The sequence below is a fragment of the Microbispora sp. GKU 823 genome (assembly GCF_002027145.1).
Lineage (GTDB): Bacteria > Actinomycetota > Actinomycetes > Streptosporangiales > Streptosporangiaceae > Microbispora > Microbispora siamensis.
Window position 1 is genome coordinate 16,441 of record NZ_MWJN01000117.1, and the last position, 11,265, is coordinate 27,705.

Below are 11,265 nucleotides of genomic sequence, written 5' to 3' on the forward strand. Positions count from 1 at the left end.
TCAGCCCCGGCCGCCGCTCTTCTTGATGCCGTACGCGTAGAACTGCGAGTTCAGGCCGTTCACGGGGTAGCCCGACAGCGACGAGGACGCCACGACGATCTGCGGATAGAGGTAGAGCCAGTCGCTGGCCGCGTCGGCGGCGATCTGCTGGTTGACCTTCTTGAGCAGCTCCGTCTGCCCGTCGGCCGTGTCGGACTGCTCGGCCTGCTCGACCCACTTGGTGACCTGCGGGTTGTCGTAGCCCCAGTAGAAGTCGGGGTTGCCGTACCAGACCACGTCGCGGTCGTTGACGTGCTCCTGCAGCGTCGCCGCGAAGTCGCGGTTCTTGTAGACCTTGGTGTACCACTCGTCGGCCGTGATGACGTTGATGTTCACGGTGATCCCGACCTTCGCCAGTTCCGACTTCACGAACGTCGCGACGGTGGGGTGGGGGTCGTAGTTCGGCGTGTCGAGCGTGAAGGAGAAGCCGCTCCCGTAGCCCGCCTCGGCGAGCTCCTTCTTCGCCAGGTTGGGGTCGTACGGGTTGACCGAGGTGAGGTCCTCGTACCAGGGGTCGGTGGGCGGCACCATCGAGCCGATCAGCGTGCCGTACTTGCCCCAGATCGAGCTCAGCAGCTTCTTGTTGTCGATCGCCGAGGTGATCGCCTTGCGGACGAGCACCTTGTCGAAGGGCGCCTTGCGGTCGTTGAACGCCAGCAGCAGCTTGGTCGTCGACTGGCCGTTGTTGACCTTGTAGTCCCCGTTGTTCTCGAAGTTCGCCAGCGCGTCGGGGCTCTGCTCGCTGGTCACGACGTCGACCGCCTTGGTCAGCAGGGCGTTGTTCAGCGCGGTGGCGTCGGTGAAGTAGTGGAACACGACCTGCTTGTTGGTCGCCGGGGTGCCCCAGTAGCCGGGGAAGCGCTCGAGGGTGAGCGAGGAGCCGCGCTTCCAGGTCCCCAGCGTGTAGGGGCCGGTGCCGTCCTCCGTGGTCGTCAGGCTCTTGGCCTGGGAGTTGACGATCCACACGTAGCTGAGGTTGTAGACGAGCGAGATCGACTTGCTGGAGAGCTTCACCGTGACCGTGGAGTCGTCCGGCGTGTCGATGCTCTTGATCACGCCGAGGCTGCTCTTGCGGGCCGACTGGGAGTCGGGACCGGTGACCTTCTCGATGCTGTACTTGACGTCGGCCGAGGTGAGCGGCTTGCCCGAGTGGAACTTCACGCCGCTCCTCAGCGTGAAGGTGTACGTGAGTCCGTCCTTGCTCACCGTGTGGTCCTTCGCCAGCAGGCTCTCGACCTTGCCGTCGTCGGTGAGCCTGAACAGGCTCTCGTAGACGTTGCCGTTGAACGCCTCCGTCACGCCCTGTCCGCCCCCGGCCGTGTTGTCGAGGTTCTGCGGCTCGTAGAGCGACCCGATCTCGATCGTCGCGTCCGGGTCGTACGCCGCCGTCGCCCCGGCGCCGCCCGTGGAGGCGGAGGACCCGGCCGAGCCGGAGGAGCCCGACCCGCACCCGGTGAGGGCGAGCGCGAGCACGAGTGCGGCGCCGATCAGCGACGTCGTCTTGCTGTTCACTGTTTCTCCTGGTCGGCGGGGTGATCAGTACGGCCGGAAGCCGTCGCGGAAGACGGGGAGCTTCTCTCCCGCCTCGACAGGCACGTCCAGCCGGTTCCGCGGGGGCGGCAGCGGACAGTTGTAGAAGGGCGAGAAGGCGCACGGCGGCGCGAAGGCGCGGTTGAAGTCGAGGACGACGCGTCCGCCGGGCTCGGGCTCCACCGTCAGGAACCGCCCGCCGCCGTACGTCGCCGAGCCATTGGTGCGGTCGCCCACGACGAGGAGCAGCGTCCCCTCGTCGTCGAAGGCGGCCAGGTTGTACGGCGTGCCGTCGAGCGTGAAGGTGATGTCGCCGGGAACGACGTGCTCACGGGTGCCGCCGGCGTCGCGGGCGTGCTCGAAGGGCAGCAGCCGCGCGTCGGACACCGGCGTGAAGACCGCCTCGATCACCCACTCGGGGGCGAACGGGAAGACGTCGATGGTCTTGAAGTGGCGGATGGCGGGCGCGTCCGCGTCCCACAACCGGATGCCGTGCTCGGGCTCGCCGGTCGTGATGTGGGTCCGCTCGATCCTCGTGGCCGTGACGCTCGGCGGCCGGCCGGCGAGGGCGTCCTCCGGGGACACCTCCTCGCCCGGGGCCGGCCACAGGGTCTCCACCAGAGCCAGGTTGCCCCGCGGGGCTCGTACGGAGGCCAGCCGCTCCGCCCGCCACGCCTCCCACCCGGCGCGGGCGGCTTCGATCGTGGCTGCGGAGGCGCGTAAAGACATGGCGGTAATGCTCGTTTCGGTCGTTCGCTAAGATCAGCACCGTTGGCGATGTTTGAGCATTACCCTACAGATTAGGTAGGATTTGCGCCAATTGATCAGTCGCCTGTTGATCACTTGACGGTCGCCCGCGGGTTCCTCTCCCACTCGACGAACTGGCCGCTCTCGCCCAGCAGCGCGGTCGCCAGCCACAGGAACACGCCGAAGTCGTCGACCACGCCGATACCGAGGAGGAAGTCGGGGACCACGTCGATGGGCGACACGATGTACGCCACGGCCATGCCGAGCATCGCGATCTTGCCCTTGGTCAGGCCGGGGTAGTCGCCCTTCACCGCGGCGCGGAGCATCCGCGGCACGGCCCGCAGCCGGGCCCCGAGTCCCGGCGAGCCGGGCTTGGAGACCTCGCGGTAGGCGCGCCAGGTGGCCGCCGCACGTCCTGCCTTCACCATGAGGACACCTCCAGGGGGAGACCTCTGCCCGCTTTGCCCTCTGGTTAACGTACGGCGACGCCCGGCCGGTTCCTCAGCCTCCCGCCATGGGGTGCTCGAACGGCTGTGCCGCCTCGATCTGCGACGCTACCCGGATCAGCAGGTCCTCCCGGCCGGCCGCGGCGACGAGCTGGACCCCCACAGGCAGCCCGGCGGCCGTACGGTGGAGCGGCAGCGAGATCGCGGGCTGACCGGTGGAGTTGAAGGGCGAGGTGTAGGCGGCGCCGGCACCCGCTCGCTCCAGGCTCGGCCACAGGTCGTCGTCGCTGATCCACCCGAGGGGATAGGGCGCCACCGGAACCGTCGGCGTCAGCAGCAGGTCGAACCCGCCCGTCCACCAGGTCGCCATCCGCCTGCGGTGCGCGTTCATCGCGCGCAACGCGCCGAGGTAGTCCGTCGCGGTCATGGCCCGGCCGCCCTCGATCATGAGCCGGTTGCGCGGCTCCAGTTCGTCCGGCTCGACCGGCCTGCCGCGCTCGGCCGCGAGGGCCTCCAGTTCGGCCGCGACGTTCGCCGCCACCAGCGTGCCGTAGTGCCGGGGGAACTCGGCGTCGGCCAGCGCATCGGGGTGGCCGGGCGTCACGTCGTGGCCGAGCGACTCCAGCAGACCTGCGGCCCGCGTCACCGCGGCGGCCACGTCCGGGTCCTGCGGCAGGTCGCCGCGCGGATGGACGGCGACGAAGCCGATCCGCAGCCTGCCGGGGTCCGCGCCCACCTCTCCGGCGAGCGGGCCGGGCAGCGCGGGCGCGGCGTAGGGGTCGCCAGGCGCCGTCCCGGAGATCACGTCCAGCAGCGCCGCCGTGTCACGCACGGTCCGGGTCACCACGCCCTCCACCGACAGGCCGCCCCACGACTCTGCCGCGTACGGGCCGAGGCTGGTGCGCCCTCTCGTGGGCTTGAGCCCGACCAGCCCGCACAGGCTCGCCGGGATGCGGATCGATCCGCCGCCGTCGCTCGCGGTCGCCACCGCCACTATGCCGGCCGCCACGGCCGCCGCCGAGCCGCCGCTCGACCCGCCCGCCGAGAAGGCCGGGTCGTACGGGTTGCGGGTCGGCCCGAACGCGGCGGGCTCTGTCGTGATCGTCGTCGCCAGCTCGGGCACGTTGGTGCGGCCGAGGACGACGAACCCGGCCCGGCGCAGCGCCGCGACGCTGTGGGAGTCCTCCTCGATCCGCACGCCGTCGTAGATCTTCGATCCGGCGCCGTACGGGTCGCCGGCCGACCGCCAGCCGATGTCCTTGAGCAGGATCGGCACGCCCCGGAAGGGGGCGTCGGCCGGGATGTCGCCGGCCTCGGCCAGCGCCTGCGCGAACCGCCGGTGGACCACCGCGTTGCACCGGCCGTCCACGGCCTCGATCCGGGCGATCGCAGCCTCGACCGCCTCTCTCGGGGACACCGCGCCGGTGCGCACCGCCTCGGCCTGTCCGATCGCGTCCAGCGACACAAACTCGTCCATGGGCCATGGTGGGGCGACCCGGGCGGGCTTGCGGGAGCGGTGTCCCGGTCAGCGGAACGGCGTCAGGCGCCCGGCGCGAGCGCCCGTACGGTGTCGGCGAGCGGCAGGTCTCCGCCCGGCAGCGGGGCGAGCACGGGCGTGTCCAGCCCGGCGGCCACGTACTCCCGCACCCGGGCCCGGCAGGTCGCCGCGTCCCCGTGCACGACGAGGTCGTCCACGACCTCGTCGGGGATCGCCTTCAGCGCGGCCTTCCGGTCTCCGGCCGCCCACGCCTCCTGCATGGGCCGCAGCAGTTCTCCCCGGCCCAGCCACTCGTGGAACGCCGCGTACACCGGCACGGTGAGGTAGGCGGCAAGCAGCCGGCGGCCGATCTCGCGCGCCTTCGCCGCGTCCTCGGTCACGACGACGAAAAGCCGCGCGATCAGCTCGGTCTCCGGCCCCAGCTCGCCCCGCACCTTCCGTACGTCTCCTGGCGAGAGCCAGTTGGTGATGGCGCCGTCGGCCTCGCGGGCGGCCAGGCGGAGCATCCCGGGCCGCAGCGCGGCGAGCACGATCTTCGGCGGCGTCGCGGGGGCCTTCTCCAGCCGGAAGCCCTTCACGGCGAAGGTCTCGTAGCTCTCGGTGACCTTCTCCCCGGCCAGCGCCGGCCGCAGGAAACGCAGGGTGTCGCGGACCCGCGCGTACGGCTTGTCGAACTCGCCGGCGTTCCAGTTGCCCACGATCACCGGGGACGACGCGCCGATGCCCAGCACGAACCTGCCCGGGGCGAGGTCCGCCAGCGTGGCCGCGGACATGGCCAGCAGGGCCGGGCCGCGGGTGTAGACGGGGACGATCGCGGTGCCCAGGCGCAGGGACGGCGCCCACTCGGCCGCCAGGGCCAGCGGGACGAACCCGTCCGTGCCGCCCACCTCGGCCGACCACGCGTCGGTGTAGCCCAGCGCGGGCAGCTCGGTGACGAGCTCCCTCGACTCGACCGGCGTCTGCCCGAAGAACGGAATCGTCATGCCCCAGCGGTCCACGGCCACCCCTTCCAAGGTCTCGACCCCGACCATACCAACCGGCCGGTATGGAGTCGCGGTCACGCCCGAAGTTCGTGGACCACCTCGATGACCTCCCTGGCCACACCCTTGATGCCGGGCAGATGCGACAGGCCGACCAGCCGGTCGACGAGCGGGACGACCCGGTCGATCAGCCGGTAGGTGCGCGCGCAGCCGGGCGAGTTGTCGTGGACCCAGAACAACACGACCCCCATCCACAGCAGCCACAGCAGCTCGGGAAGCTCCTCGCGCAGTTCGTCGTCCATACGCCCGGCCGATCCCTCGACCACCTCCCGGTAGAGCGCGATGGCCGACTCGCGGGCGGGCGCCGACTCGGCGCTGAACGGGCTCAGGGGATTGCTGGGCTCCGCCGCGTGCTTGAAGAACTTCACCGCGAACTCGTGGTAGGGCTCGGAGATCCGCACCCATTCCCGCAGCACACCCCCGAGCCGTCCGGCGAAGGACCGCTCGGCGGCGAACACCTCACGGCACGCCGCCTCGTGCGTCGCCTGTGCCCGGTCGTAGTACGCCTGGACCAGCTGCTCCTTGGACCTGAAGTAGTAGTAGGCGTTGCCCACCGACACGCCCGCCTCGGCGGCGATGGCACGCATCGTGGTCGCCTCGTACCCCCGATCCCTGAACAACCGGAGGGCCGTCTCGACGATCAGCTCCCGTGTACTCTCGGCCACGCTCGTCACTGTACGGCTCGGGCCCTCATCCGGTCATGAACCGACAAGATGATCCACGAGTCGCGGCAAACCGCCTCGTGGCAGCGGGCGGACCGGCCTCCGCGTGTGGCATTGAAGACCTCAGCCCCCGTCGTCGACCGAGGAAACGAGGCACGTGGACGTCCGTCCGTCAAGGCGGGGGCTGGCCGGCATCGGCACCGCCGTCCTGATCTCCCTGCCCATGCAGCACGGCAGGGATCCCGTCCCACCGCCGTCCCCGGCTCCCACGGCCGCTCCCGCCATCGAGGCGAGCGGGGAGGCGAGCGGTGCGGTCTCCCTCCCGCCGCTGCTGGCCGGCACGTTCATCGCCACGGTGAAGACCTGGGACACCACGGCGGCCGACGAGCGGATCGGCCACGCGCGGGCGGCGAGCCTGCTGCTGGACGCCGGGGTGCGCTGGAAGTCGACCGGAGACTGCGGCGACCGCCGCCGCCCGTACTGCACGTCGCTGGAGGCCATCCGCTACGGCACGCTGATGCGCACCATCGACCTGCGGCGCGACAGCGGCTGCCCGGTGACGGTCACCGGCGGCACCGAGGCCGGACACGCGGACGGCCGCTACAGCCACGGCAACGGCTACAAGGTGGACCTCGCGCACAACCGGTGCCTCGACGCGTACGTCACCCGGACCTACCGCTACTGGCGCACGCGTGGGGACGGCGCCGCCTTGTATCGCCCACCGTCTCGACCCGGACCCGGACCGGGATCCGGAGGCCGGGCCCGACGCGTGGTTCGCCGTGTGGGCGGACGAGCCCACCCACTGGGACGTGCTGTTCAGGTGACCCTTTACGCGAACTCGGTCGCGACCAGCGCGGCGATCTCGGCGGTGTTGAGCGCGGCGCCCTTGCGCAGGTTGTCGCCGCACAGGAACAGGTCGAGCGTGTTCGGGAAGTCGAGCGCCTGGCGGATCCGGCCGACGTAGGTCGGGTCGGTCCCGACGACGTCCGCCGGCGTGGGGAACACGCCGTTCGCGGGGTCGTCGAGCACCACGACGGTCGGCGCGGCGTCCAGGATCGCCCGGGCGCCCTCGACCGTGACCTCCCGCTCGAACGTCGCGTGGACGGCCAGCGAGTGGGTGGTCACCACCGGAACGCGGACGCAGGTCGCCGAGACCTTCAGGTCGGGGATGCCGAGGATCTTGCGCGACTCGTTGCGGACCTTCAGCTCCTCGGACGTCCAGCCGCCGTCCTTGAGCGAGCCCGCCAGCGGCACCACGTTGAGCGCCAGCGGAGCGGGGAACGGCGAGTCGGCCAGGTCGGGCACGGCCTTGCGCACGTCGCCCGCCACGGTGCCCATCGTCCGGTCACCGGCGACGGCCTCGATCTCCGCGTACAGCCGCTCGGGGCCGGCCACCCCGGCGCCGGACACCGCCTGGTAGGAGGCGACGACCAGCTCGCGCAGGCCCCACTCGCGGTGCAGGGCGCCCATGGCGGCCATCATCGACAGTGTCGTGCAGTTGGGGTTCGAGATGATCCCCTTGGGCCGGTTGCGGGCCTGCTCGGGGTTGCACTCGGGCACCACGAGCGGCACGTCCGGGTCCATCCGGAAGGCGCCCGAGTTGTCCACGGCCACCGCACCGCGCGAGGCGGCGATGGGCGCCCACTCGGCGGACACCTCGTCCGGCACGTCGAACATGGCGATGTCGACGCCATCGAACGCCTCCGGCGACAGCGCCTGGACGACGACGTCCTCGCCGCGCACGCTCAGCACCTTGCCCGCCGAGCGCGGCGACGCGATCAGCCGGATCTCGCCGTACGCGTCGGACAGGTCGCGGCGGTTGGTCAGGATCTCGAGCATGACGGTGCCGACGGCACCGGTCGCGCCGACGACGGCGAGGGTGGGCTTGCGGCTCATCGTCCGGTACCTCCGTACACAACGGCCTCGACCTGGTCGGCGTCGAGGTCGAACGCGCGGTGGGCGGCGGCGACCGCGGTGTCCACCTCGTTCTGCCCCACGACGACGAGATCCGGATCTCCGAGGTCGAGATCATCTCGATGTTCACCCCGGCGTCGGCCAGCGCGCCGAAGAACTTGGCGGTGACACCCGGGTGCGAGCGCATGCCCGCGCCGACCAGGGAGACCTTGCCGATCTGGTCGTCGTACAGCAGCGACTCGAAGGCGACCTGGTTCTGGATCTTCTTCAGCGCCGTGAGGGCCGTCTGGCTGTCGTTGGCCGGGAGCGTGAAGGAGATGTCGGTGCGCCCGGTCGCCGCGGCCGACACGTTCTGCACGATCATGTCGATGTTGATCTCCGCGTCCGCCAGCGTGCGGAAGATGGCGGCGGCCTCGCCGACCTTGTCGGGCACCCCGACCACAGTGATCTTGGCCTCGCTCCGGTCGTGCGCGACCCCGGAGATGATGGGCTGCTCCACTTCGGTTCCTTCGCTGTAGGGGTCGGAGACGACCCAGGTGCCTTCCCTCGTGCTGAACGAGCTTCTGACGTGGATGGGCAGGTCGAACCTGCGGGCGTACTCCACGCAGCGCAGATGCAGGATCTTGGCGCCGCAGGCCGCCATCTCCATGGCCTCCTCGTAGGAGATCCGCGGGATCTGCCGTGCCGTACGGACGATGCGGGGATCGGCGGTGTAGATGCCGTCCACGTCGGTGTAGATCTCGCAGACGTCCGCGCCGAGCGCCGCCGCGAGAGCGACGGCCGTGGTGTCGGAACCACCCCGGCCGAGCGTCGTGATGTCCTTGCTGTCCTGGGAGACGCCCTGGAATCCGGCCACGATCGCGATCTGGCCGGAGGCGACGGCCTCCTGGATGCGGCCGGGCGTCACGTCGATGATGCGCGCCTTGCCGTGCGTCGAGTCGGTGATGACACCGGCCTGCGAGCCGGTAAAGCTGCGCGCCTCGTGACCGAGGTTGGCGATCGCCATCGCGAGCAGCGCCATCGAGATCCGCTCACCGGAGGTCAGCAGCATGTCGAGCTCGCGGCCGGGCGGCAGCGGCGACACCTGCTGGGCCAGGTCGAGCAGCTCGTCGGTGGTGTCGCCCATCGCGGAGACCACCACGACGACGTCGTTGCCCGCTTTTTTCGTCGCGACGATCCGCTGGGCGACCCGCTTGATGCAGGACGCGTCGGCTACGGAGGAACCACCGTACTTTTGCACAACGAGCGCCACTGGAATCTCCAACGAATCAGGACGTGGAGCTCACAGTGTACTTGGACGCCCCAAAGCGAGACCGGACGCGACCAGCATGTGGACGCCCCGCCGCCTGATCAGACCGTCGTGCCCTCTTCGACGACATCCAGTCTGGTGTGCGCGACCAGCGCCTGCAGAGCCCGCAGCGCCGCGCCCGCGTGGTTGCCCCAGGTGTTGAAGTAGGAGTACTGCCACCACCACAGCGCCTCGAGCGGACGGCCCGCCTGGTAGTGCCGCAGCCCGTGGATGAGGTCGGCCGCCACCGCCGTGAGGTCGTCCGACAACCGGTACGGGGTGACCACGGTGTCCTTGTAGGGGTCGAACACCTCGGCGTAGTCGTCCACCGGGCCGAGGCGGGCGGCGAGAGCCGTACGGAGGGGGTCGATGTCGGGGTCCTCGCTCAGCGCGGGTTCGACGTTGCCCTGCAGGATCACGTCCTGGGCGGCCCCGAGCTGGGTGCCCGCGAGGCTGACCTGGGCCACCTCCACCAGGAGCAGCGGCAGCGTGGCATCGCCGCCCTCACCGCCGGCCAGGCGGGTGAGGCCGTCGATGAAGTTCTGCGCGTGTCCTGCGACGCGTGCGGCCAGGTCGTTCCACTCGTCAGACATCCAGCAGCCTCCGTCCTTCGAAAGCGCGGCCCAAAGTGACCTCGTCGGCGTACTCGAGATCACCGCCCACAGGCAGACCGCTGGCCAGTCGGGTCACTTTCAATCCCAGGGGCTTGACGAGCCTGGCCAGGTAGGTGGCCGTCGCCTCGCCCTCGAGGTTCGGGTCGGTCGCGAGGATGAGCTCGGTCACCTGGCCGTCGGCCAGCCTGGTCATCAGCTCGCGGATCTTCAGGTCGTCCGGGCCGACGCCGTCGATCGGGCTGATCGCCCCGCCGAGCACGTGGTAGCGACCGCGGAACTCACGGGTCCGCTCGATCGCCACCACGTCCTTCGACTCCTCGACCACGCAGATCACGTGCGGATCGCGCCGCTGGTCCCGGCAGATCCGGCACTGGTCCTCTTCGGCTACGTTTCCGCACACGCGGCAGAAGCGCACCTTCTCCTTCACTTCGAGCAGCGCGTGCGCGAGCCGCTTGACGTCGGCCGGATCGGCCGCGAGGAGGTGGAACGCGATCCGCTGCGCGCTCTTGGGACCGACGCCGGGCAGCAGCCCGAGCTCGTCGATCAGGTTCTGGACGACCCCTTCGTACATGCTCTAGAACCCCGGCAGCTGGCCGCCGAGGCCGCCCCCAAGTCCCTGCGCGAGCGGGCCCAGCTTCTCCTGCTGCAGCTCCCCTGCGGCGCGTACGGCGTCCCGCACGGCGGCGAGCACGAGGTCCGCGATCGTCTGCGCGGTCTCCTCCGGGTCGCTCGCGTCGATGGCCAGCGGGCTGATCTCGAGCTCGAGAAGCTCGCCGCTGCCGTTCACGGTGGCGACGACCAGGCCGCCCCCGGCACTGCCCTCGACCTCGGCGTCGCTGAGCTCCTGCTGCGCGGTGACGAGCTGCTGCTGCATCAGCTGAGCCTGCTCCAGCAACTGCTGGAGGTTGACATCCCCTGGATTCACGATGGTTGCGCTCCTCAGCGTCCAGCGACATGTTCGTCGCGACGAGCCTACGGCGTCCGCCCCGGTTTCCGCACCGGCGCGGCGTGCGTGTTCCGCGCCGGGTCGCGGGCGACGGACACCGGTTACCCCACCAGTCTCCGTCCATGCGGCGGCCGTCCCTCGGGCGGGGAAGGCGCTCAGGAATGATCGATTTCCTCGATGACGCGGCCGCCCAGCTCGCGCTGGATCAGGGCCATGCCGGACAGCTCGCTGACGTCCGCGTCGTCGTCGTTGAGCGGGTCGACGTCGTCGTCCGGACGGGCGGCCCCGCCCGTACGGCCGGGCACCGTCTCCGGCCAGGCCTGCCGGGGACCGGTCTGGGCGGCGGCCCTGGCCGCGGAGCGCGCGGCGGCAAGGCCGGGGCTCGGCGTGGATCGCGGGGCCGGGGACGGCGCGTCGTAGTCGTCCGACGGCGCGTCGGGCCACGACTCGTCGGTCGTCCCTCCGGACGGCACGGTGGGGGACACCGCGGGCGCGGCGGCCTTCCGCTCCGGAGCCGGGGCGGCCTTGGGAGCGGCCGGGG

10 protein-coding genes and 2 pseudogenes are annotated in these 11,265 nt (G+C 70.8%); all 12 read right to left on the reverse strand.

Translation table 11 applies throughout. The annotated features are described in order from the left end of the window. Nucleotides 1–1,551 carry an ABC transporter substrate-binding protein gene (locus B1L11_RS38010; protein WP_079320089.1) on the reverse strand — a complete coding sequence of 517 codons (1,551 nt, stop codon included), beginning with the start codon at nucleotides 1,549–1,551 and terminating at the stop codon, nucleotides 1–3. Nucleotides 1,552–1,575: 24 nt separating this feature from the next. Continuing rightward, nucleotides 1,576–2,298, reverse strand: coding sequence for a DUF1684 domain-containing protein (locus tag B1L11_RS38015; RefSeq protein ID WP_079320090.1), 723 nt, complete (start codon nucleotides 2,296–2,298; stop codon nucleotides 1,576–1,578). A gap of 110 nt (nucleotides 2,299–2,408) precedes the next feature. Further along, nucleotides 2,409–2,744, reverse strand: a complete 336-nt coding sequence (locus tag B1L11_RS38020; RefSeq protein WP_079320091.1) for a YkvA family protein — start codon at nucleotides 2,742–2,744, stop codon at nucleotides 2,409–2,411. Nucleotides 2,745–2,817: 73 nt separating this feature from the next. Continuing rightward, on the reverse strand, nucleotides 2,818–4,239 hold the full coding sequence (locus B1L11_RS38025; RefSeq protein WP_079320092.1) for an amidase: 1,422 nt from the start codon (nucleotides 4,237–4,239) through the stop codon (nucleotides 2,818–2,820). A gap of 62 nt (nucleotides 4,240–4,301) precedes the next feature. After that, nucleotides 4,302–5,291 carry an LLM class F420-dependent oxidoreductase gene (locus B1L11_RS38030; RefSeq protein WP_204051081.1) on the reverse strand — a complete coding sequence of 330 codons (990 nt, stop codon included), beginning with the start codon at nucleotides 5,289–5,291 and terminating at the stop codon, nucleotides 4,302–4,304. Nucleotides 5,292–5,317: 26 nt separating this feature from the next. Next, a complete protein-coding gene (locus B1L11_RS38035) occupies nucleotides 5,318–5,965 on the reverse strand; it encodes a TetR/AcrR family transcriptional regulator (protein WP_239108775.1) in 648 nt (215 codons plus the stop codon). A gap of 825 nt (nucleotides 5,966–6,790) precedes the next feature. Then, a complete protein-coding gene (locus B1L11_RS38040) occupies nucleotides 6,791–7,858 on the reverse strand; it encodes an aspartate-semialdehyde dehydrogenase (protein ID WP_079320094.1) in 1,068 nt (355 codons plus the stop codon). After that, nucleotides 7,855–9,128 (reverse strand): annotated as a pseudogene (locus tag B1L11_RS38045) (aspartate kinase). Before B1L11_RS38045 ends, B1L11_RS38040 begins: the two are co-directional and overlap by 4 nt. A 98-nt stretch (nucleotides 9,129–9,226) precedes the next feature. Beyond that, a complete protein-coding gene (locus B1L11_RS38050) occupies nucleotides 9,227–9,757 on the reverse strand; it encodes a DUF5063 domain-containing protein (RefSeq protein WP_079320095.1) in 531 nt (176 codons plus the stop codon). After that, the gene (gene recR, locus B1L11_RS38055) at nucleotides 9,750–10,349 is read right to left on the reverse strand and encodes a recombination mediator RecR (RefSeq protein ID WP_076439806.1); all 600 of its coding nucleotides are present in this window, start codon (nucleotides 10,347–10,349) and stop codon (nucleotides 9,750–9,752) included. The genes B1L11_RS38050 and recR overlap by 8 nt, the downstream gene beginning before the upstream one ends. A 3-nt stretch (nucleotides 10,350–10,352) precedes the next feature. Continuing rightward, a complete protein-coding gene (locus tag B1L11_RS38060) occupies nucleotides 10,353–10,703 on the reverse strand; it encodes a YbaB/EbfC family nucleoid-associated protein (RefSeq protein ID WP_079320096.1) in 351 nt (116 codons plus the stop codon). Between the two features lie 176 nt (nucleotides 10,704–10,879). Next, nucleotides 10,880–11,265: pseudogene (locus B1L11_RS38065) on the reverse strand (DNA polymerase III subunit gamma and tau); the annotation flags it as partial.

What these genes read in the sequence shown, in the direction of transcription:
- B1L11_RS38015 (WP_079320090.1), bottom strand. Translation starts at nt 2,298, where the DNA reads ATGTCTTTACGCGCCTCCGCAGCCACGATCGAAGCCGCCCGCGCCGGG.
- recR (WP_076439806.1), bottom strand. Translation starts at nt 10,349, where the DNA reads ATGTACGAAGGGGTCGTCCAGAACCTGATCGACGAGCTCGGGCTGCTG.
- B1L11_RS38050 (WP_079320095.1), bottom strand. Translation starts at nt 9,757, where the DNA reads ATGTCTGACGAGTGGAACGACCTGGCCGCACGCGTCGCAGGACACGCG.
- B1L11_RS38040 (WP_079320094.1), bottom strand. Translation starts at nt 7,858, where the DNA reads ATGAGCCGCAAGCCCACCCTCGCCGTCGTCGGCGCGACCGGTGCCGTC.
- B1L11_RS38020 (WP_079320091.1), bottom strand. Translation starts at nt 2,744, where the DNA reads ATGGTGAAGGCAGGACGTGCGGCGGCCACCTGGCGCGCCTACCGCGAG.
- B1L11_RS38030 (WP_204051081.1), bottom strand. Translation starts at nt 5,291, where the DNA reads ATGGTCGGGGTCGAGACCTTGGAAGGGGTGGCCGTGGACCGCTGGGGC.
- B1L11_RS38025 (WP_079320092.1), bottom strand. Translation starts at nt 4,239, where the DNA reads ATGGACGAGTTTGTGTCGCTGGACGCGATCGGACAGGCCGAGGCGGTG.